The sequence below is a fragment of the Marinobacter sp. UBA3604 genome (genome assembly GCF_002375325.1).
GTDB lineage: Bacteria > Pseudomonadota > Gammaproteobacteria > Pseudomonadales > Oleiphilaceae > Marinobacter > Marinobacter salarius.
Genome location: NZ_DFMB01000026.1, coordinates 87,847 through 108,208 on the forward strand (window position 1 = coordinate 87,847; position 20,362 = coordinate 108,208).

Below are 20,362 nucleotides of genomic sequence, written 5' to 3' on the forward strand. Positions count from 1 at the left end.
TTTTTGATCAGGGGATGAACAACGATGACTATCAAGAGAATGACCGATCTGGACCTCGCCGGTAAGCGGGTACTGATTCGTGAAGACCTCAACGTACCGGTAAAAAATGGCGAAGTGTCCAGCGACGCCCGCATCCGTGCCTCGCTGCCGACGATTAAGGCGGCAAAGGACGCAGGCGCAAAGGTCATGCTGATGTCCCATCTCGGCCGCCCGGAAGAAGGCGTTTACGACGAAGCCTCCTCCATGAAACCGGTGGCCGACCACCTCAGCAAGGTACTGGGTCAGGAAGTTCGCCTGATCACCGATTACCTCGAGGGCGTTGATGTAGCCGACGGCGAAGTCGTCCTTTTCGAAAACGTCCGTTTCAACAAGGGCGAGAAAAAAGACGACGAAGAGCTTTCCAAAAAGTACGCTGCGTTGTGTGATGTCTACGTGATGGACGCCTTCGGCACCGCCCACCGCGCCCAGGCCTCTACCCATGGCGTTGCCCGCTTCGCCCCGGAAGCCTGCGCTGGCCCGCTGCTGGCCGCAGAGCTGGAAGCCCTCGGCAAAGCCCTGGATAACCCGGCCAAGCCCGTGGTTGCGATTGTCGGCGGCTCCAAAGTATCCACCAAACTGGACGTGCTCAACGCCCTGGAAAAAGTCTGCGACTCCATCATCGTCGGTGGCGGCATCGCCAACACCTTCCTGGCAGCCGCTGGCCATCCGGTCGGCAAATCCCTGTGTGAACACGACCTGATCGACACGGCCCGCGAAATCGCCTCCCGCGTTGAAATTCCGCTGCCTGTAGATGTAGTTGTCGCCAGCGAATTCGCTGAAACTGCGAAAGCCACCACTAAAAAAATTGACGACGTGACCGAAGACGACATGATTCTGGACGTCGGTCCCGAAACCGCCTCCAAATTCGCCGGCTTGCTGAAGTCCTCCAAGACCATTCTTTGGAACGGCCCGGTCGGCGTCTTCGAATTCGACCAGTTCAGCAACGGCACCCAATCCCTGGCGAAAGCCATCGCCGAAAGCGACGCTTTCTCCCTGGCTGGCGGCGGTGATACCGTTGCTGCCGTTGACAAGTACGGTGTGAGTGACAAAATCTCGTACATTTCCACCGGTGGCGGTGCTTTCCTGGAATTTGTGGAAGGAAAGACGTTACCAGCTGTCGCAGTTCTTGAAGAGCGCGGCGCATAGCAAAAGTTTGAATCGCAAGGAGGGCCGAGACGCTCTTCCGGGACCGTAAAAAACAGGGATGTTTTTTACGAGCCTACAGGGACGTATTCTCGGCGTGTCCCGGAAGAGCGTCTCGGCCCTCCGCAGCAGACTCCAAACTAGGTAAGTCTGCCAAAGACATTGTTTAATAAACCAAGGAGACAACCCCAATGGCCCTGATATCGATGCGGCAACTGCTGGACCACGCCGCCGAGCATGGTTACGGTGTGCCGGCGTACAACGTGAACAACCTTGAGCAGATGCGCGCGATCATGGAGGCGGCCGACAAGACCGACTCTCCGGTGATTGTTCAGGCCTCTGCCGGCGCCCGCAAATACGCCGGCGCCCCCTTCCTGCGTCACCTGATTCTGGCGGCCATTGAGGAGTTTCCCCATATTCCGGTGGTTATGCACCAGGATCACGGCACCAGCCCGTCCGTATGCCAGCGCTCCATTCAGTTAGGCTTCAGCTCCGTAATGATGGACGGCTCCCTGGGTGAAGACGGTAAGACTCCTACCGACTACGAATACAACGTCGACGTCACCCGCCGCACTGTGGAAATGGCCCACGCCTGTGGCGTCTCTGTAGAAGGCGAACTGGGATGCCTGGGCTCACTGGAAACCGGGCAGGCCGGCGAAGAAGACGGTATTGGCGCAGAGGGCACCCTGGACCACAGCCAGATGCTGACCGACCCGGAAGAAGCGGCGGATTTCGTCCAGAAAACCCACGTGGATGCCCTGGCCATTGCCATCGGTACCAGCCACGGCGCCTACAAGTTTACCCGTCCGCCGACCGGTGACATCCTGGCCATCGACCAGATCAAAGCCATCCACGCCCGCATCCCGGACACACATCTGGTCATGCACGGTTCCAGCTCCGTGCCTCAGGAGTGGCTGAAAATCATCAACGAATACGGCGGCGAAATTCCGGAAACCTACGGTGTGCCGGTTGAGGAAATCGTTGAAGGCATCAAGCACGGTGTTCGCAAGGTCAACATCGACACCGACCTGCGCCTGGCCAGCACCGGCGCAACCCGTCGCTTCCTGGCCCAGAACCCGGCCGAATTTGACCCGCGTAAATTCCTGAAGGAAACCATGAAGGCGATGACCGAAGTCTGCGTCGCCCGCTACGAAGCCTTCGGCACCGCGGGCAACGCCAGCAAGATCAAACCGGTTAACCTTGAACGCATGTTCGAGCGGTATGCTTCTGGTGAGCTGGATCCCAAGGTTCGATAAGCTTTGGAGTTTGCCCCTCCTTTGTAGCCTGCTGGCCTGGCGGGCTTGCACTGGTGGGAGGGACTGCTCAGAAAACGCCCGTAAATACGTCCATGTAGGGCTTGGTCGCGCCATCCCTGGCGCTCCACATTTCTGAGCAGTCTCTCCCCACCGGCGCCTGGTATCCTCAGGTTAGTCTTCAGACCGCAGACAACTGATACGCATCAATTCTGATACACCCCCACCTTGTAATTTCCACTTCCTCATCAAATATAGAATTAGTAATCGGGCGAAAAATGCCCGGCCATCAAAGCAGGTGTGAGGGAAAACATGGACTTCAAAGACTATTACGCCGTACTCGGTGTGAGCGAGTCTGCCTCCCCCGAGGACATCAAGAAGGCCTATCGCAAACTGGCCCGGAAATACCATCCGGATGTCAGCAAGGAAGAGAACGCCTCCGGCAAGTTCAAGGACGTCAGCGAGGCCTATGAAGTACTGAAAGACCCCGAAAAACGGGCCGAATACGACGAGCTTAAGAAATACGGCGCCCGGCAGGATGGGTCGTTTGAGCGTCCTCCCGGATGGGAGAGTGCCTCCGGCTTTGGGGGCGGTGGTTATACCGAGGCCGATGCGCGGCAGTTCAGCGACTTCTTCGAGGAAATCTTCGGCGGCGGCCGTCGCGCGGGAGCCGGATTTGGCTCCGCGTTTGGCGGTGGCTTCGGCGGCGCGCGTCAATCTATGCGCATGCGGGGTGAAGACGTTCATGCCCGGATCGCGCTGTTCCTGGAGGAAGCCTTCCACGGCTGCGAAAAGCAGGTGTCGTTTAACGTCCAGGAAGCCGACGCCCAAGGCCGCGTCGTACCGCGCCAGAAAACCCTCAACGTGAAGATCCCCGCTGGCATGAAAGAAGGGCAGCACATCCGCCTGAAAGGTCAGGGCGCTCCTGGCATGGGTGGTGCGGAGAACGGTGACCTGTTTATCGAGGTGGAATACGCACCGCACCCCCACTTTACGGTCGAAGGGCGGGATATAATGGTGACGGTTCCCATCGCACCCTGGGAGGCGGCTCTTGGCGCCTCGGTCACGGTTCCGACCGTGGGCTCGAAGGTGAACGTGAAGGTGCCCAAGGGCTCTTCCAGCGGTCGCAAGCTGCGCCTTAAAGGCAAGGGCCTGCCAGGCAAGCATCCTGGCGACCAGCTAGTGGTGTTGCAGATCGTGATGCCTGAGCGGCACAGCGAAAAAGCCGAGGAACTCTACAAGCAGTTGGCCGAGGCCGAAAAAGGATTCAATCCACGCAGCAAGTTGCATGTGTAAGCGGGGGATGAAGGATGACTGACAAAGACCATATCCTGAGCGTCGAACTGGTGGAACCAACCGCTACATTCACCTTGCGGGAAATATGCGAACGCGGGGACTGCCACGCCGAGTTTGTTATTAAACTGGTGAGCTACGGTGTGATCGCCCCGGTCGAGGAATCCCCGGAAGCGCGCCAGTGGCAATTTGATCTGGAGGCCCTCGCCCGTTTGCGAAAGGCCCAGCGTTTGCAGCGTGATCTTAAAATGAACCTACCGGGGTTGGCCATGTCCCTTGAGCTTCTCGACGAGGTCCAGGAGATGCGACGTGAGGTCGATCGCCTGAATCGACAATTGAGGCAATTTTTAGGCGAGGCATAGTCACCAGGTCGGCTGGCACACCCCTGTTCAAAACCGTGGAGCGCCAGGGATGGCGCGACCGAGCCCTACATGGACGTATCTACGGGCGTGTTTTGAACAGGGGTGTGCCAGCCGACCCACCCGCCAAGCTTGAAATGCTACTCCTTGTCCATCTTCTGCAACTCCGCATAAATCTTCTCCGCCTCCTCCATCAACGTGCCATGGGTACGTAAGTCACCATTGCGCTGGGCATGCAGCGCCTTCTGAAGCTTGGCTTCGTATTCCTTCTGCAGTTTCTTCTTTGGATCGCCCTTCAGGAATCCCAGCATTTTTTCACCTGTTTTCATTGATGTGTCTGGGAGCTTACGCCAATTGGGCACGAAAGTTCACAAACGAGTCCCCGTCTTGCTAACGGAACTCGTCTGTCGGATTCTCAGTTTCAAAGAATTTCACCGGGCCGTTACAAAATCCGTACACGATTGCGTCACTCCGTGGTCCGGGTTTTGCTCTATAGTCAATCATAAGTCTGGACGGGCAGGCCGAGCCCTGCCGCCGGAATGTGTGATTCACACGTGTTGATGGAGCCCGTATGACCCCTCGTTTTCTGAAGGCGCTGGTAACGAGCCGCTTGCTGCGACCTGTTTTCCTGATTCTGATCGTTGCCGGGGTGGTGCAGGTCGCCATGAGCCAGTGGCTGATATCCAATCAGGTGGACAGCCTGGTGGAGACCGCCGGTTCCGCCCTTGAGGCCAGCAGCCGTGAAGTCAGTGGGTCGTTTGGTGACACGCGTGAAGACGTTCGCAATCGCCTGCAGCTCATGCAGCAGAGGACCACGGAGGAGTTGGCGGGTGAACTGACGCGCCAGCAGACGGCCCAGCAGGAGCGGGTGGCGAACAACGTTCGGTCGGCAGTGATGTCTGAAGCGCAGGGGCTGGCGGAGGTGCTGGCCGCGGTTGCCGCGCCGCTGATCTGGGATCGGGACGTGCCGCGGTTGACGGATCTCATTGAGCTGGCGGATGCCCGGGAGTCGGTTCTTTTTGCAGTCTATTACGATCAGTACGGGGAAAGGCTGACCCGTTATGTCGATCGCACCGATGATCGCGTACGCACCTTAATGGAGCAGGGGGAGGGCCGTGGTGCGGCAAATAAGGTCCTGGATGCGGCAAGCCGCGACCCCAACGTGGTGATTATCACCGCCGATATCAAACCTCAGGGCACAGCGATTGGTCAGCTGAAAATGGGGCTCTCACTGGAAGGGATTAACCGTGATCTCGCTGCCCTGGAAGAAGAGTTCAGTGAGACCATCACCGGCAGTATCGACGCTCTGCGCCAGACATTGGAGGCTGAGACCGGGGAGGTCAACCAGCGCCTGCAGCAACAGCTTGCCACCATGGGTGGAGACACGCAGGCACGTATTGATAGCACCGTCGAGGCACTGGATCGTGAGGCGGGCAGCCTTTCCTCCAATCTCTCCTTCCTTGCCATCGGTTCTGTGGTTGTGCTGATCGTTCTGGTGGCGGCCGTGCTCGGCGGCGGCCTTCTTCCCCGTGTGCTCCGGTTGAGTTCGGCGATCTGGCAGATAGCCGACGGTGAGGCCGATCTGACCCGACGGGTATCCCTCAAGGGCCGCGACGAACTGACGGAAATGGCACGGGGCATGAACCAGTTCATTGCCCGCATCCAGGAGTTGGTGTCGGAGGTAAAATCCTCCGCCGAATCAGCCGCTGAGAGAGCCAGAGAACAAGGTCAGATCAGCCGCGATGCGGTATCGGCCGTTAATCGCCAACAGCAGGAAGTGGCGGAGGTGTCGGATACCATGTCGGCAATGTCGGGCAGCATTGCCGAAGTGGCTGACAGCGTCCAGGAAATCGCCGGTTCCGTCCAGAACGTGAACGCGGAGAGTGAGGCAACGGCATCGATTTCCCGTGATGTAAGAGGGCGTCTGGATCAGGTTGTTGCTAACGTGGAGCAGGCCGTCGCGGCGGTCAATGAACTGAACAGCCAGAGTACGGAAATTGATTCCGTACTGTCAGTAATCGGAGCCATTGCTGAGCAGACCAACCTGTTGGCGCTTAACGCTGCCATTGAAGCGGCGAGGGCGGGCGAATCCGGGCGAGGCTTTGCGGTCGTGGCCGATGAAGTGCGTACCCTGGCAAGCCGCACCCAGGAATCCACCACGGAAATTCAGGGCATTATTGATCGCCTTCAGCGGGGCAGCCGCCAGGCTGTGACCGTGATTGATCAGGTTTCGGGGCAGGTGGCGGAATCGTCCGCCGAATTCCGTCGCGCCGACGAGCACTTCGACCAGATCAACCAAATGCTGGGTAGTTTGCAGAAACGCGCGCTTGAGATTTCGGCGGTTGCGGAAGAACAGAGCAGGAACGCGGGGGAAGTCAGCGTCAGCGTGACGGACATTGCCCGCCTGTCCGGTGAAACCGTTGACGCCATTGAGCGCTCAGATCAGGCCAGCGGGCAGATCGGGGAACTACTGGACACCCTGCAGGGCAAGGCATCCCAGTTCCGGGTATAAGTGCGCTCGGCGGCTCTACTCACAGAGCCGCGCACGGGCACTCCGATATTCATCACCAATTCGCCCGACAAGATCGCTGACCGATACAACATCGGTGATCTGGCTGACGCCCTGGCCGGCGGACCAGACGGTTTTCCAGGCTTTGGCTTCGTCGTCCACGGGCTTGAGCTTATCGCCGTAATTCAGCTCACCGGCCTGGTTCAGCTTATCCATGGGGTAGCCGGCGGCTTCCAGACTCTGACGCATAAAATTGGCGGGAATCCCTGACACCGCCGGTGTGTGGATAATGTCGCCGGATACCGCCTCGATGATCATGTTCTGATAGGCTGCTTCCGCCCGCGATTCGGTGGTATTGATAAACCGTGTGCCCAGATAGCACAGGTCAGCGCCCATGGCTTGAGCCGCCAGGAGGTCTTCGCCTTTGGAAAGCCCGCCGGCGAGCAGGATCACGCCATCGAACACCTCGCGAATTTCGTGCACCAGCACGAATGGATTAATGGTGCCAGCGTGGCCGCCGGCACCGGCAGACACCGCGATAATGCCATCCACGCCTGCTTCGGCCGCTTTGCGGGCGTGTTTCTGGTTGGTGACATCGTGGAACACCAGGCCGCCGTAACTGTGCACCGCTTCAGTCACCTTGGTGGCGGCTCCCAGGGAGGTGATCACGATGGGCACCTGGTGTTTGACGCACAGGTCCAGATCGGCCTCCCAGCGCGGGTTCGTGCGATGAACGATGAGATTCACGGCGTAAGGCGCTGCTGTCTGGCCCGGATGGGTTTCCCGGAAGTCCTTCAGGCCTTCGTTCATCTGAATCACCCATTCCTCGAAGCCGTCGCTTGTGCGCTGGTTCAGGGCAGGGAAGCTGCCAACGATGCCCTGCTTGCAGCAGGCCAGCGCCATCTCCGGTCCGGAGATCAGAAACATGGGTGCCGCCACCAGCGGAAGACTCAGCGATGTCTTCAGGGATTCAGGTAAGGCCATGAGAATTCCTTAATTTTTGTTGGAACTTATGTAATGTATAAAGATCTTAGCGTGCTCATTACCGCATGAAAACGTCCACGAATGAATAAACAATAAGGAGCTCTACCATGGGCGAGGCAAAAAGAAGAAAAGAGACCGGCGCACCGCCGCCCAGCAGGAAGAAAGATCGTAAGTCGTTGTATATCGGCATCAGTGTCATCGTTCTTGTTTTTGTTGCGGTGGGCGTCTTTTTCCTGACCGCGAGTCCGGCCCCCACCTCGGATGAGTTGCCGGTTGCCGGCCCCAATGCCGACCCGTTTCCTGCCCAGCTGGATCGCTTCGGCGTCTCCGTTGGTAACGAAGACGCGCCCGTGGTGGTGCGGGAGTTCGCAGACTACCAGTGCCCCGCCTGCGCGCGTTTTTCGGACGCCAGCCAGCAGTTGAAACAGGAATACGTGGAGTCCGGCAAGGTGCGGTTTGTGTACTTTGATCTGCCACTCCAGCAACACGACAACGCCATGCCTGCGGCCCAGGCAGCGCGCTGTGCCGGTGACCAGGACAGCTATTGGGTCATGCACGACAAGTTGTTCGACATGCAGACCGAATGGAGTGGTTCCAGCAGCCCGGTTGATACCTTTAGCCGCTACGCTGAGGACCTGGGGCTCGATGAGCGCCGTTTCAGCCGGTGCATGACGACAGATCTTCACGTCGAAGAAATCGAACAGAGCCGTCGAGTGGCCATGCAGCTTCGCGTTACCAGTACCCCAACCGTGTTGGTGGACAATATCCGCCTGACCCGCCCCGGATGGGGGCAGTTGTCGGCGATGGTTGAGCGGGAGCTGGCCGGTTCCCAGCGATAATACGGCGACAGGTTCTCCCTGGAAAACTTCCGTACGGCGGGAGTTTTCCAGGCCGAAAACTGCAGCGCCGGGCATTGTTAATGACGTCCCTGTAACTCCCCGTAATACTCTCCTTCGTCCGTATTCGTTAGAATGGCTGCCTCGCGCCCGTCGGCGATTATCAACCATGCTCCGGATTTACGGTCCGGCCCGCAGGAGAAACCAGACTCATGAGCCAGGATGTTGTTGTCTGCGCGCTTTATAAGTTCGCAGTTCTGAATGATTACAAAGCCCTTCGTCAGCCATTGCTGGACCTGATGTTGGAGAAAGAGGTGCACGGCACATTGCTGCTGGCTCGTGAGGGCATTAACGGCACCATAGCCGGCAGCCGTGAAGGTGTGGATGCCATTCGCGACTGGTTGGAGGCTGACCAGCGGTTCGAGGGCATCGACTACAAAGAATCGTTCGTCGACATCCAGCCCTTCAAGCGAACCAAAGTGAAGCTCAAGAAAGAGATCGTCACCATGGGAGTGGAGGGCATTGACCCGAAACGGATCGTGGGTACTTATGTGGATCCCAAAGAGTGGAATGATCTTATTTCAGATCCGGACGTATTGGTGGTAGACACACGCAACCAATATGAAGTGGAGATCGGCACCTTTGAGAATGCCAGAAACCCGGCCACGGATACGTTTCGTGAGTTCCCGGAGTATGTCAAAGAGAACCTGGACCCTTCGAAACACAAGAAGGTGGCCATGTTCTGCACCGGCGGCATCCGTTGTGAAAAGTCCACGGCGTTCCTGAAGGAGCAGGGGTTTGATGAGGTCTACCACCTGAAGGGAGGTATTCTCCGGTACCTCGAGGAAGTCCCGGAATTACAAAGCCTGTGGCACGGGGAGTGTTTCGTATTTGATGACCGGGTAACGGTGAACCACAAGCTGGAACGGGGTGAGTTCGATCAGTGCCACGCGTGCCGCCGGCCGATCACCGAGGAAGACAAGCAGCGTCCGGAGTATGAGCAGGGCGTGAGTTGCCACCGTTGCATCGATTCGTTGACGGAGGAGCAGAAAGCCCGTTTTGCCGAGCGTGAGCGGCAAATGCGGTTGGCAGAACGGCGCGGCGAAGCCCATGTAGGTGGCGCAGCGGCGCGCATTGTAGCGGAGCGTAAAGCCCGGAAAAAGGCGGAGCGGGAACAGCAGGCCCGCAAGAGCGCCATGGGAGAGCGTTGCGCAAAATCCTGACAATAATCAAGGAGATTCCATGCAGTTCAGAGCAACCCTGGCGATCATTACTCTGACGGTATCGCCGACGATGGTCGTTGGCGCTGAGTTTGACAATTGGGAAGGTGAGGGGGAAGCGGGAGTGCTTGTCACGTCCGGCAACACCGAGGAGACCAATATCAACGGCCGTCTGGGCCTACTCCACGAAGTTTCAGAGTGGCGGAATACCGGTGATTTTCGTTCATATTATTCCGAAACCGATGACACCACAACGGCTGAAAAATACAGCGCTGAAGTGCAGTCTGATTACAAGTTCGAGGGCAGCCAATACCTGTTCGTACGCGGAGCGTATGAAGACGACCGTTTTTCCGGGTATGACTTCCAGTCCTCGTTGACCACCGGTTACGGTAACCGGGTCTGGCAACGTGGCAAGCGCTCTTTTCTTGATCTGTCTGTCGGTGGCGGTTATCGGTTTAACAGGCTCGAGGAACCGGAAGCAGACGGCAATCAAGAGGAGGAAGAAGCCATCGCGCGCTTGGCAGGAAAGTTCGACTACGCCCTCTCTGAGACTGCGTTGTTTCGTCAGAAGCTGAGTGCCGAAATCGGCTTGTCGGAGAACAACACCATCAGTGAGTCGGAAACATCCATACAGGCAACGGTTGTGGGTAACCTGTCAATGAAGGCTGCGTATCTGGTTCAGTATGTTTCAGATGAGCCTGAGGGCTCCGAAGACACCGATACTCAGGTGTCCGTGTCACTGCTCTACGGATTCTGACCAGGCGTTATACTCGATTCCTGAGCCCCAGCTCATCCGGGTAGGGGGTCAGGTATTTCTGGCTGCTGAGATAGTCCACCGGCTCCCGCCGCTGGGCCATCCGTAGCAACGTCATGGGCACCACCAAGGGCACCTCGCCCCGGTGGTAGGCGTCTATCTGCTCCATCAGTACCTGCCGGTCTTCGTCTGCCATGGCATCCCGCAGATAGCCCATCAGGTGCTGCATGGCGTTCACGTGGGAACCCCGGCTGACGCGCTGGGTCATCGCTTCCATGAACGACGAGATGTATCGGTCAGCAATGTCTTTCAACGGTTCTGATTTCAGGTCGCCGAGCATCGGCCCCAACTGCCGATAGATCTTCTCGGAATGAGCCAGTAGCTGGAACTTGTGGCGGGTATGGAACTCGATCAATGCACGGGCGGTGAGGTTGTCGGCAGCCACGTTCTGCATCCAGTCATCGTAGGCAAATACCCGCTCTATAAAGTTTTCCCTCAGCATGTCGTCGTTCAGACGGCCCTCTTCTTCCACCGGCATCAGCGGGTAGCGACGAATCAGTGCCTCGGCAAACAGGCCCCGGCCATCCCTGCGGGTGACATTGCCGTCTTCATTGTGCACCTTGATGCGCTCCATGCCGCAGCTGGGAGACTTGGCCATCAGGATGTAGCCCCGCAAATCCGCCAGAGTCGGTAGAACCTGGTCGATAAATCCCTGCATGGCATCCGTATGGTCCGCCGTGCCTTTGGTTTCGATCAGCTTCAGGCCGTCGTGATATTCACGCAGGTGAATGGCGGGCCGGGGCACACCGAGGCCCGCTTCCAGCTCCGGGCAGATGGAACGAAACTCGAAATGGCGGGAAAGCACCTGGGTGCAGAAGCGGGAATGCTTGTGGCCGCCATCATGGCGGACTTCCTTGCCCAACAGGCAGGTGCTGATGCCAACGGGAATACCTGTCACTGTCAGTCTCCGAATCGAAAAAGATCCTTTAAAGTACGCTTTTCCAGTTTAAACCGATCATCTGCAATGTTAAAAGCGGCGTGATGAATCACTCAGCGGGAGGCTGATCGCGCCAGGGTCAGGGCGTAGATTTCCCGCATGTCCCGGGCAAACTGCTCGACGGAATAGTCCGCCGCGAACGTCAGTGCGTGGTCGGCCAGTTCCTGACGCAAGGCATCGTCTTCCAGCATCTGTTGCACTCGCTCACACCACTGGTCCTGTTTTTCCGGCGTTTTGAAGCCGTTGTAGCCATGGCGCACCACGTCCTCGATGCCACTGGAACGCACCGCCACCACCGGTAACCCGGCTGCCATGGCCTCCAGGATCACCATGCCCTGGGTTTCGGATTTGGAAGCAAACAGGAACGCGTCGCCCAGGTGATACCAGGTGGCCATATCGTCCGGCGGGATGGAGCCGACGAGTGTAAAGCAATCCTGAAGTCCCAGCTCATCAATGCGCTGCTGCAGTCGTTCGTGCTGGTGCCCTTCACCAATCATCAGGAACCGGAAAGGGCGGTCGGTGCGCCGGCGAAGCTCCTCAATGGCATCGATCATGAAATCAATGTTCTTCTCGTTGGACAGCCGCGAGACGCTGACAAACACGGTCTCATCGCTGATGCCCAGGGAGTCCCGTAGTTTGCGAACATCACCGTCGTCCACTTCCTGAAATGTCTGGTACTCAATGCCCGTAGGCTGCACGAATGTGGGGCTTTTCACGCCGATCATCCGCAGGTACTCCTCGGTGGAGTCGGTGGGCACAATCACACCATCGCATTTGTTGGCGAAGCGTTTGATCAGCTCGTGGGAGATCAGGTTGCGGAACAGATTGCCCGGCAGCGGCACGAAATGGGCGTAGTGCTCAAGTCGGGTGTGGTAGGTGTACACCGCCGGTACTTTCAGGCGCCGAGCCACGAACAGCCCCAGCGAGCCCAGCCAGATGGGGTGGTGAATGTGGATGATGTCGGGTTTGAACGCTCTCACCTGTCGGCGGATTCTTGCCAGGAAGACGTTGGCAAGGCGGAACTCCCGTTTCTCCCCCATAGCCAGCAGGGACGGCACCCGCACCACGTCGGTTTCCTCGGGCGGCTGATCGCGATAGCGGGGGCAAACGATGAGGATGATGTCCCCAAGGGTTTCCAGACCTTTGCGCAGGCGTGCGATGGAGATGGGCACGCCGCCAATGAACGGCAGGTAGTTGTTGGTGAACATGGCCACCCGCAAGGGTTTCGACAGCCAGGGCTGGGGGTCCAGATCGTAGTCCGGGTAGTAGTCCTTCGCCACGAAAATGGCGGTGTAAAGCTTGGTGCTGATCAGCACGAACACTGCCACCAGCAGGATGAAGTTTACATAGCCCACATAAAACAGCGAGTAGATAAAGAACCACAGGGATTCCAGGGTACTCAATACAGGGTGTTGTCTCGCTTCCAGGCGCACCATCGAATGGCTGATTTCGCCGTCGTCGCTCACATCAACGCGCACATAGTGGTAAAAACTGGTGTCGTTGTTCAGAACCAGCCCGCCCGCTCCGCCGGTGGTGATGAAACGTGTATCACCCTCGACCTGATCCGCATACAGCGACAGGTTCGCTGAAAACACCATATCCACATCGTGCCGGTCGATGGCGTCCATCAGGGCGGTGCGGAACTCAGGGGGGTGCAGGAAATCATTATCCTGCTCGAAAGGGGCTTCCTGATCCGGGTGGAGCGGCGGGTGACCGATGAAGAGAAAGCGCAGCCGGTTGGGCTCCTGGCTTAACAGGTCATTGAGCCAGCGGATCTGCCATCGCCAGGGCGTCTTGCCGGTGCTGTCGAGGAAGATCAGGCGGGCGCCGCCGGCCTTGATGCTGAAGAAGTGAGGGCCGAAGTAATCGTAAAACCGGTAACTGCCAAAGTTCTCGTACTCGTTCTCACCAAAGGTCAGCAGGTAGGGAATATCCAGATGGGAGAGTGTGCCCTGGATGGCCCGGTACTTGTCTTCGCCGCCGCCACTCACCGCGTTACCGGCGGACACCACAAAATCCACGCCGGACTGGTTGAGGGCCGGTATCATGCGTTCCTCGAAAACCCCCACGGAATTATTGATGTTGCCCACAACCGCAAAACTGAAACCGCCATCATCGGAGAGCGTATCTTGGATCTGTGCGACCTGCTCTGTGTGCTCGGCCTCGAACTCCGGCGCGAACAGGTTGAGGTAGGCCTTGTACCCGATCAGCAGCACAACAATCGTCAGGCTGATGTAGAACGGCACTTTTAACGGGTGGCGGCGTTTCATGTGGTTTGCTTCCTGTTTTTCACCAGTTCCCGCTGCAGTATCACCAGGCCTGCCAGCATGCCGAGGTAGATGGTGATGAATCTCCAGCTAATGGTCACCAGTACCAGGTGATTGGCCGTGAGTATGTCCCGGAAGAAACTGCCGAACACCCCTTCCGAAATGCCAGACGCGCCGGGTGTGGGTGAAAAGTACATCACAAAAGTTGTGACCACCAGCAGTCCCGTGCTCACCAGGTAGTCTACCTCGTAATCCAGTGTTGAGATCAGCAACGCTGGAAAACTGAAGAGACTGAGCAGGAACACAAAGGTGAACAGCACCGATAGCGCAACGAACCGTTTGGGGCCCCTGAGGTAGTCGCCAAAGCTGTGGGAGAATCGCATCATCTCCCGCTTGGCCTTGAACTGCCAGCGTCGATGCCGGCGTTCACTGATCAGGTGAAACCGGTGCAGTGAGCTCAAAAGCCGGCCCAAGGGTGCAATCAGCCAATGGGTGCGGAACAGCACCACCATGAAAAAGCCGAGGTACAGGAGGATCAGCACGGCGAGCACCGGCCCCAGTTCACCGACCAGGGGTTGATTGTCCAGAGCGCTGAGCGTGAGCAGGAATACCGGTGTGAGGGAAAAGATAAAGATCACCGCGATCACGGTGCGGATGGTGGTGGCCGCCGTGGCGCGGCCCACCGGCACGCCATGATGCTGGAGATACCAGATCTGCGCAAAGCCGCCCCCGGTGGCCATGGGCGTCACATTGGAGAAAAACAGGTTGATGAACACCAACCGGAAAATCGCCGGGAAGGGCAAGCGGTGCCCCAGCGCCCGCAGGGTGAAATGCAGCCGTAGGCCGTCAGATGCGAAATAAACGACCAACAGGCCAATGATGGAGGCGAGCGCTTGTGGCGAGACCAGGCGCGTGTCGAAGGTTACGCTGCGCCCGGCAAACTGGTCGTAAACCGCGTAGAGCCCGGCGGCGGTCATTGCGATAAATATCAGGCTGAAAACAGTAAGCCTGCGCCAGGACGCGCGCTGCTGATAATCTTGATCCGGGATGTTGGTCATGAACTGCCCGCCGTTAAGAGACGGGCAGTTTACTGTTGGTGGCGGGGGGCTTGTCCAGTGTCTTACTAGTGGCCATACACCATCATGGTGGTGTTTTTAATGGCAAAATCCGTGAACTGTACGGAGCCGATACTGGTGCCACCGACTTTGAACACCGGCATATCGATGTCTGCGCGGAAATCCACCTCATGGATGGAAAGGCCTTCTTTGCCGGAGGCGGCGCTGGTGCCGCGGGAGAGCTTTGCCGTGGCACTCGCCATCCCAAAGTGGCCCAGGGTGTCATCGCCCCGACGATTGTGGATCTGCAGTCCTTCAATACCAACGGCAGCAAAGTTGAACAGCAGGATCACGTCGGCGGCGTCCCAGTCCAGGCTGCCGTCGGTGATTTCAAAGTGGGTATCCAACTGAAGTTCCGAGCCTGACACCACGTTGCCATTGGCCAGCGTACGGGTGTTGTTACCCTGATTGCGAATCACCAGATCAGTAGGGCCGATATAACCTTGCAGCATGATGTTGGAGAACAGGCTTGCGGTACCGCCGGACCCTGTGGCCTCGACACTGTCCACTGCCAACTCGAAATCCACGGCCTGCAGGTAATCGTCCAGGCTGGTCGGGTCGCCGTAATCTGTGGCACCCAGGTGAATCACCAGGTCACCGCTATCAAACTGTTTGCCATAACCACCACCCACGGCATAGCGGGCGAGGGCATCGGCCACATCCGGATTGGAGACATCCAGAAGGCCGGCGTCGGCGCGGCGGGCAATCTCGGAGAAGCCGTATTCAAGCACCTCATCCTGGCCGGCAATGTCCAGCGTCAGCTTGAGGTTGTCCAGCACTGTATCGTTCTGACCGGACAGGCGAATGCCATTAACGTTCAGCGAGCCTTCATCCGTCCAGCTCAGGCGGTCCATCTCAATCTTGGTTTCCATTTCGATGGTGACGCCAGTCTGGCCAGTGACGTTGCCCAGGGTACTGTCATCCAGCGGGCGGAAGTCGGCCATCACCGGCAACGACAGGCTGGCGGTCAGGCTCAGGGTAAAGAACCTGCGCAGGGCAGGTTTGAATGGTTTCAGGCGCTTGCGGGCGTTTCGACGTGTCATGGTGGCCCCGGATCGTTGTTGTTATGCCGGCTTCAGACCGGTCTCAGTCGTTTTGTAGCCGCAGGGGACAACCTGACCAGCGCAGCGGACTTATGAGTTTGTTACAGACTGTTACGATAGGTGGGATAGGGAAAGGTGTCTGTGAGTTGAGTCACAGACTCGGTCAGGCCGAAGGGGCCAACGCCTGCTGGATCAGCGCCTTTTGATGGGCGCCGAAATCCGCCACCAGTGCCCCGGATTCACCAGCATCCCGCGCCAGGATGGCTTTTGTTAGATTGGTGAAAAACAGGCCCGTGCGGTCCAGATCCTGCCGGTAACGATCCGCGCTCAGATAGTAGGCCCGGCTGACAGCGGGCTTGAAGTTGGTCAGCGCCTCCGTGAGGTAGGGATTGCCAACTACCCGGCAGCAGACGTCCATCACTTCAAAGCTCGCTTCCACAATGGCCGTGATGTTGGCGTCCTTGCGCTGCATCTGGCCAGTGACGTGTCCAACCGCTGACAACAACGCGGTTTTGTCCTCTTCCCGCCAACGCTCACACAAACGCCGCGCCAGCATGATCAGCAGGTGCATGTACACGTCATAAAGCTCTGAGGCATGCACCGCATCCAGCTTGGTGGCCGACGCGCCCTTGCGCGGGGTGATTTCAATCAGGTGCCAGCGTTCCAGGGTATACAGGGCCTCTTTCACCGATGCCCGGCTTACCTTCAGTTCTGTGGCGGTCGTCGCCTCCTGCAAACGCTCGCCCGGCTTTATCTGCCCGGTCATGATGCGTTCAGCCAGATAGTTGGCGATCTGCTCGGCGAGGGTGTTAGGAACCTGGAAATCCATTGACTGAAGCGCGCTCCTGACATTCAAAGCCGTGATGGCGTTGGAAAATACCACAGAATCTTAACCTTAATGCCGGAAAGAATCAGTAGTTGGCAATGGGCTGCTATCCTATGTAGACGTCAAAGGATCACAAGTCCCGACGCTAATTCAACAAAAACGAGGTGAACGACATGCGAAAGCTATTTCTGGCCCTGGGCGCGACCGCGCTGATCGGTGTTTCTCCGGCACAGGCGGATACCAATCTCTCCATTGCCACGGGCGGCACCGGTGGTACCTATTACCCTCTCGGGGGTGGCCTCGCGGAGTTGATCAGTCAGCATATTGAAGGGTACAGCGCGGTTGCCGAAGTCACTGGCGCTTCGGTTGAAAATATGGGGCTGGTTCATCGCCAGGATTCGGACCTGGCGATTGCCCTGGCAGACACCGTTCATCAGGCCTATAACGGTGGCGAACGTTTCAATGGCAACAAGCTGGATGTGCTGGCCATTGCTTCGCTTTATCCGAACGCGGTTCAGATTGTCACCCTGGCGGACTCGGGCATTACGTCGCTGGCAGATCTGGCTGGCAAGCGTGTGTCTGTCGGTGCGCCGGGCAGCGGTACCGAAGTGAACGCCAAGGCCCTGCTGGAGACTAACGGCATGAGCTTCGACGATTTCGACGAGCGCGGCCTGAACTTCAATGAATCCGCAGATGCCATTCGCGATGGCGACATCGACGCCGCGTTCTGGAGTGTTGGCCCGCCAACAAGTTCTATTGTCAGCCTTGCCACCACCCGTGACATTGCACTGATACCACTCTCCGAGAATGAAATCGCTAACGCCAGAGCAGAAGTGCCGGTGTTTGCGCCCTACAAGCTGCGTTCCGGTACCTACGAGGGTGTCGATACGGATATTTCAACGATTGGCATTCCCAACGTCCTTACCGTCAACAGCGCCATGTCGGAAGACCTTGCCTACAAAGTCACCAAGTTGCTCTTCGAAAAGGTGGAAGCTCTGAGGGCGATCCATCCGGCCGCTGACGACACCACCGTAGAGTTCAGTCTGGATTCCACGCCCATTCCCCTCCATCCGGGTGCCATTCGCTATTACGAGGAAATAGGGGCAGAAGTGCCGGAGGCACTGCGCCAGTAATCGGGAATCCGTCGTCATCATTCGTCGGTTCATGGTTTACAGGGCCTGTTGTCTGGCCGTGTCACTGCTGTGGGGATTATGGCCCACAGCAGTTAGCGCTCAGAGCAAAGCGGTCTGGCAACTGTCGGTGTCTGATACCAGCCAGACGTCGCTGGTTCAGCTCGGCCTGCCCGAGGGCGGGCGGTGGTGCCTGATCTGGAATCACTCGGTGCAGGGGTTTCCTGTGACGGACTGCTTTCGCATGGAAGCGGACCAGTTGATTCTGGACAGTAGCCACACACCGGACTTTGCCGCCGGCCTTGGCCATACCCGTGGTCGGGGCACACTGACGTCGGATGACGACCACGGCTACCGCATCGTCGATATGCAGGTACCCATACCTAATAATCGTCTCTCGCTGCGCGTTGGCGCCTTGTCGGTGAATCACCGCATTGAGGTGGATTCGCGCGTGGTGAGTCTAAGCCGTCTGGCCGCTGACAAACTCGTTGAGATTCGAGTACGGCCTGCAGAGGATAAAGGAAGCACGCTTCAATGAGTCAAGAAACGGCCATCTACCTGAAAACCAATGGCGCATGGCAGCCGACCAGAATGAGTGGGCCCAGGGCACTGCTCTGGCTGATCGCACTGATTGGTATCGGCCTATCGCTGTTTCAGCTATACAGCGCCGGTATTCAACCGCTGGGACTGTTCTATCAACGGGGCATTCACCTGGCGTTGGTGATGATGCTGTGCTTTCTGCTGTTCGGGCCCCGTCCTGGCCGACCGCGTGGCGCCATAACGGCGTTGATTGATACCGGCTTTTTGATAGCCTCGGGCGCATCCGGTTTCTATCTGGTCTGGTTTCTCGATGAGATTACCGGTCGGGCCGGGTTCTGGAACCAGACCGATATTGTTATGGCGTGGGTATGCACCATCACCTTGCTGGAGGCCAGCCGCCGGGCGGTAGGCACCGGGCTGACGGTGATCGGTGTGATTGCCATCCTCTACGCAATGAGTGGCCAGCGTGGGCCGCTGTCGGAGCTGGGGGAGTGGCTGCCGGGCATTCTCAACCATCGCGGCTACTCCCTCGACCGTATCGGTGCCCAGTTGTATCTGGGGCAGGAGGGTATTTTCGGCCTGCCGTTGGGCGTTGCTGCTACGTTCGTGTTCATCTTTGTGCTGTTCGGCGCCATGCTGGAAGTGACCGGCGCAGGCCGCTTCTTCATCGATCTGGCGTTTGCGGCCACTGGCCGTCAGCGCGGCGGCCCTGCTAAAGCCGCGGTTCTGGCATCGGCCAGCATGGGGTCCATCTCCGGTAGCGCCATCGCCAACGTGGTGACTACGGGCGCGTTTACGATTCCGCTGATGAAAAAACTGGGTTTTCGTCCGGCCCAGGCGGGCGGCATTGAAGCCGCAGCCAGTACCGGTGGCCAGATCATGCCGCCGCTGATGGGCGCCGGCGCTTTCCTGATTGCGGAATACACCCGTGTGCCGTACCTCGACATTGTAAAAGTCAGTGTGTTTCCGGCCCTGCTGTACTTCGCCACGGTGTACCTGCTCGTTCACATCTGTGCGGTGAAGCAGGGCATGAAGGGCCTGCCTTCCAGTGAACTCCCCCAGCTCCGGGAAGTGATGGCTTGCGGCTGGTACTTCCTGTTGCCGATCATCATGCTGGTGTACCTGCTGGTGATGGGCATCTCCCCCATGCGGGTCGGATTTTATGCCGTGGTCGGCATCATTGGTATCGCCGGGCTGAACGGCCTGTACCTTGCCTATAAACAGGGGCGGGCGGACAACCAGCTTGGAAAAGCCCTGACGCATGCGCTGCGTGAAGGCGTTGTAAAACTGCTGCAGGGCCTCGAACTTGGTGCCCGCAACGCGGTTCCCGTCAGCATTGCCTGCGCCATTGCCGGCATTGTGGTGGCGGTGGTCGGCCTGACCGGGCTGGGCCTCAAGTTCTCATCAATGATGATTGCATTCGCCGACGGCAACATTCTGATGGCGCTGTTCCTGGTAGTCATCGCCAGCCTGATTCTGGGCCTGGGGCTGCCGGTAACCGCCAGCTACATCGTACTGATCGTGCTGGTGGGGCCGGCGTTGACCAACGAGTTCGGTATCCCGCTGTTGGTCGCTCACCTGTTGGTGTTCTGGTACTCCCAGGATTCCAACGTCACGCCGCCTGTGGCGCTGGCCGCTTTCGCGGGGGCGGCGATCGCGGGCAGTAAAACCATGGAAACCAGCGTACAGGCCTGGAAGTTCGCCAAGGGCCTTTATCTCATTCCGCTGTTCATGGTGTTCAACCCTGTGATCATCGAAGGGGGGCCGTTACCGCTGGTTCTCTGGAACGGCTTCATCGCCATACTCGCCCTTGCGGCCTTTGCAGCGGCGCTTGAAGGCTTTCTGTTCACCCACATGAAACCCTGGATGCGACTGGCATTGAGTGGCGCGGTGATCGCAATCTTTTACCCGGACCTGCAAGTGGAAGTCGCCGGTGTGGTCGCGATGCTGGTACTGCTGGCCATGAATTACTGGCACCGACGTCGGGAACTGCATGGGGCCGGAGCCCCCGAAACAGAGGAGCAATCACAGTGAGATAGCGCGATTGGGGCTGT

18 protein-coding genes are annotated in these 20,362 nt (G+C 58.2%); 11 read left to right on the plus strand and 7 right to left on the minus strand.

The window, feature by feature from the left end:
* The first annotated feature begins 24 nt into the window (after nt 1–24).
* The 4 genes from B2590_RS07835 (at nt 25) to B2590_RS07850 (ending at nt 4,090) form a co-directional block, all read left to right on the plus strand.
* The gene (locus B2590_RS07835; RefSeq protein ID WP_036208998.1) at nt 25–1,185 is read left to right on the plus strand and encodes a phosphoglycerate kinase; all 1,161 of its coding nucleotides are present in this window, start codon (nt 25–27) and stop codon (nt 1,183–1,185) included.
* A 188-nt stretch (nt 1,186–1,373) separates the two neighbouring features.
* The gene (fba, locus tag B2590_RS07840) at nt 1,374–2,438 is read left to right on the plus strand and encodes a class II fructose-bisphosphate aldolase (RefSeq protein WP_036209001.1); all 1,065 of its coding nucleotides are present in this window, start codon (nt 1,374–1,376) and stop codon (nt 2,436–2,438) included.
* Between the two features lie 309 nt (nt 2,439–2,747).
* The gene (locus B2590_RS07845) at nt 2,748–3,731 is read left to right on the plus strand and encodes a DnaJ C-terminal domain-containing protein (RefSeq protein WP_041335577.1); all 984 of its coding nucleotides are present in this window, start codon (nt 2,748–2,750) and stop codon (nt 3,729–3,731) included.
* Between the two features lie 14 nt (nt 3,732–3,745).
* Nucleotides 3,746–4,090, plus strand: a complete 345-nt coding sequence (locus B2590_RS07850) for a chaperone modulator CbpM (RefSeq protein WP_041335575.1) — start codon at nt 3,746–3,748, stop codon at nt 4,088–4,090.
* Between the two features lie 137 nt (nt 4,091–4,227).
* On the opposite strand, the gene B2590_RS07855 is transcribed toward B2590_RS07850, so the two are convergent.
* On the minus strand, nt 4,228–4,398 hold the full coding sequence (locus B2590_RS07855) for a DUF6435 family protein (protein WP_126813158.1): 171 nt from the start codon (nt 4,396–4,398) through the stop codon (nt 4,228–4,230).
* Nucleotides 4,399–4,658: 260 nt separating this feature from the next.
* Here B2590_RS07855 and B2590_RS07860 point away from each other — a divergent pair, with 260 nt between their 5' ends.
* A complete protein-coding gene (locus B2590_RS07860) occupies nt 4,659–6,599 on the plus strand; it encodes a methyl-accepting chemotaxis protein (RefSeq protein WP_075194438.1) in 1,941 nt (646 codons plus the stop codon).
* 15 nt (nt 6,600–6,614) lie between these two features.
* On the opposite strand, the gene B2590_RS07865 is transcribed toward B2590_RS07860, so the two are convergent.
* On the minus strand, nt 6,615–7,580 hold the full coding sequence (locus B2590_RS07865) for an NAD(P)H-dependent flavin oxidoreductase (protein WP_075194439.1): 966 nt from the start codon (nt 7,578–7,580) through the stop codon (nt 6,615–6,617).
* 107 nt (nt 7,581–7,687) lie between these two features.
* On the opposite strand from B2590_RS07865, the gene B2590_RS07870 reads away from it, so the two are divergent.
* The 3 genes from B2590_RS07870 (at nt 7,688) to B2590_RS07880 (ending at nt 10,393) form a co-directional block, all read left to right on the plus strand.
* Complete coding sequence (locus tag B2590_RS07870) at nt 7,688–8,419, plus strand: DsbA family protein (protein WP_286811414.1); 732 nt, start codon at nt 7,688–7,690, stop codon at nt 8,417–8,419.
* Between the two features lie 209 nt (nt 8,420–8,628).
* Nucleotides 8,629–9,639 carry a rhodanese-related sulfurtransferase gene (locus B2590_RS07875; RefSeq protein ID WP_036209033.1) on the plus strand — a complete coding sequence of 337 codons (1,011 nt, stop codon included), beginning with the start codon at nt 8,629–8,631 and terminating at the stop codon, nt 9,637–9,639.
* Nucleotides 9,640–9,658: 19 nt separating this feature from the next.
* Nucleotides 9,659–10,393 carry a DUF481 domain-containing protein gene (locus B2590_RS07880; protein ID WP_041335563.1) on the plus strand — a complete coding sequence of 245 codons (735 nt, stop codon included), beginning with the start codon at nt 9,659–9,661 and terminating at the stop codon, nt 10,391–10,393.
* Between the two features lie 7 nt (nt 10,394–10,400).
* On the opposite strand, the gene B2590_RS07885 is transcribed toward B2590_RS07880, so the two are convergent.
* The 5 genes from B2590_RS07885 to B2590_RS07905 all read right to left on the minus strand — a co-directional run bounded on the left by B2590_RS07885 (nt 10,401) and on the right by B2590_RS07905 (nt 16,641).
* Nucleotides 10,401–11,348 carry a YbgA family protein gene (locus B2590_RS07885; protein ID WP_041335560.1) on the minus strand — a complete coding sequence of 316 codons (948 nt, stop codon included), beginning with the start codon at nt 11,346–11,348 and terminating at the stop codon, nt 10,401–10,403.
* Nucleotides 11,349–11,440: 92 nt separating this feature from the next.
* Nucleotides 11,441–13,657 carry a glycosyltransferase gene (locus B2590_RS07890; protein ID WP_286811415.1) on the minus strand — a complete coding sequence of 739 codons (2,217 nt, stop codon included), beginning with the start codon at nt 13,655–13,657 and terminating at the stop codon, nt 11,441–11,443.
* A complete protein-coding gene (locus B2590_RS07895; RefSeq protein WP_286811416.1) occupies nt 13,654–14,712 on the minus strand; it encodes a lysylphosphatidylglycerol synthase transmembrane domain-containing protein in 1,059 nt (352 codons plus the stop codon). Before B2590_RS07895 ends, B2590_RS07890 begins: the two co-directional genes overlap by 4 nt.
* Before the next feature lie 65 nt (nt 14,713–14,777).
* Nucleotides 14,778–15,812, minus strand: coding sequence for a DUF6160 family protein (locus tag B2590_RS07900; protein ID WP_286811417.1), 1,035 nt, complete (start codon nt 15,810–15,812; stop codon nt 14,778–14,780).
* Nucleotides 15,813–15,975: 163 nt separating this feature from the next.
* Nucleotides 15,976–16,641 carry a GntR family transcriptional regulator gene (locus B2590_RS07905; protein ID WP_286811418.1) on the minus strand — a complete coding sequence of 222 codons (666 nt, stop codon included), beginning with the start codon at nt 16,639–16,641 and terminating at the stop codon, nt 15,976–15,978.
* Between the two features lie 170 nt (nt 16,642–16,811).
* Here B2590_RS07905 and B2590_RS07910 point away from each other — a divergent pair, with 170 nt between their 5' ends.
* The 3 genes from B2590_RS07910 to B2590_RS07920 all read left to right on the plus strand — a co-directional run bounded on the left by B2590_RS07910 (nt 16,812) and on the right by B2590_RS07920 (nt 20,342).
* Nucleotides 16,812–17,771, plus strand: a complete 960-nt coding sequence (locus B2590_RS07910) for a TAXI family TRAP transporter solute-binding subunit (RefSeq protein WP_269399694.1) — start codon at nt 16,812–16,814, stop codon at nt 17,769–17,771.
* Between the two features lie 127 nt (nt 17,772–17,898).
* Nucleotides 17,899–18,306, plus strand: a complete 408-nt coding sequence (locus B2590_RS07915; RefSeq protein WP_286749308.1) for a DUF1850 domain-containing protein — start codon at nt 17,899–17,901, stop codon at nt 18,304–18,306.
* On the plus strand, nt 18,303–20,342 hold the full coding sequence (locus B2590_RS07920; RefSeq protein WP_286811419.1) for a TRAP transporter permease: 2,040 nt from the start codon (nt 18,303–18,305) through the stop codon (nt 20,340–20,342). Before B2590_RS07915 ends, B2590_RS07920 begins: the two co-directional genes overlap by 4 nt.
* The last annotated feature ends 20 nt before the right edge of the window (nt 20,343–20,362 follow it).

What these genes read in the sequence shown, in the direction of transcription:
- B2590_RS07835 (WP_036208998.1), top strand. Translation starts at nt 25, where the DNA reads ATGACTATCAAGAGAATGACCGATCTGGACCTCGCCGGTAAGCGGGTA.
- fba (WP_036209001.1), top strand. Translation starts at nt 1,374, where the DNA reads ATGGCCCTGATATCGATGCGGCAACTGCTGGACCACGCCGCCGAGCAT.
- B2590_RS07845 (WP_041335577.1), top strand. Translation starts at nt 2,748, where the DNA reads ATGGACTTCAAAGACTATTACGCCGTACTCGGTGTGAGCGAGTCTGCC.
- B2590_RS07850 (WP_041335575.1), top strand. Translation starts at nt 3,746, where the DNA reads ATGACTGACAAAGACCATATCCTGAGCGTCGAACTGGTGGAACCAACC.
- B2590_RS07855 (WP_126813158.1), bottom strand. Translation starts at nt 4,398, where the DNA reads ATGCTGGGATTCCTGAAGGGCGATCCAAAGAAGAAACTGCAGAAGGAA.
- B2590_RS07860 (WP_075194438.1), top strand. Translation starts at nt 4,659, where the DNA reads ATGACCCCTCGTTTTCTGAAGGCGCTGGTAACGAGCCGCTTGCTGCGA.
- B2590_RS07865 (WP_075194439.1), bottom strand. Translation starts at nt 7,580, where the DNA reads ATGGCCTTACCTGAATCCCTGAAGACATCGCTGAGTCTTCCGCTGGTG.
- B2590_RS07870 (WP_286811414.1), top strand. Translation starts at nt 7,688, where the DNA reads ATGGGCGAGGCAAAAAGAAGAAAAGAGACCGGCGCACCGCCGCCCAGC.
- B2590_RS07875 (WP_036209033.1), top strand. Translation starts at nt 8,629, where the DNA reads ATGAGCCAGGATGTTGTTGTCTGCGCGCTTTATAAGTTCGCAGTTCTG.
- B2590_RS07880 (WP_041335563.1), top strand. Translation starts at nt 9,659, where the DNA reads ATGCAGTTCAGAGCAACCCTGGCGATCATTACTCTGACGGTATCGCCG.
- B2590_RS07890 (WP_286811415.1), bottom strand. Translation starts at nt 13,657, where the DNA reads ATGAAACGCCGCCACCCGTTAAAAGTGCCGTTCTACATCAGCCTGACG.
- B2590_RS07895 (WP_286811416.1), bottom strand. Translation starts at nt 14,712, where the DNA reads ATGACCAACATCCCGGATCAAGATTATCAGCAGCGCGCGTCCTGGCGC.
- B2590_RS07900 (WP_286811417.1), bottom strand. Translation starts at nt 15,812, where the DNA reads ATGACACGTCGAAACGCCCGCAAGCGCCTGAAACCATTCAAACCTGCC.
- B2590_RS07905 (WP_286811418.1), bottom strand. Translation starts at nt 16,641, where the DNA reads ATGGATTTCCAGGTTCCTAACACCCTCGCCGAGCAGATCGCCAACTAT.
- B2590_RS07910 (WP_269399694.1), top strand. Translation starts at nt 16,812, where the DNA reads ATGCGAAAGCTATTTCTGGCCCTGGGCGCGACCGCGCTGATCGGTGTT.
- B2590_RS07920 (WP_286811419.1), top strand. Translation starts at nt 18,303, where the DNA reads ATGAGTCAAGAAACGGCCATCTACCTGAAAACCAATGGCGCATGGCAG.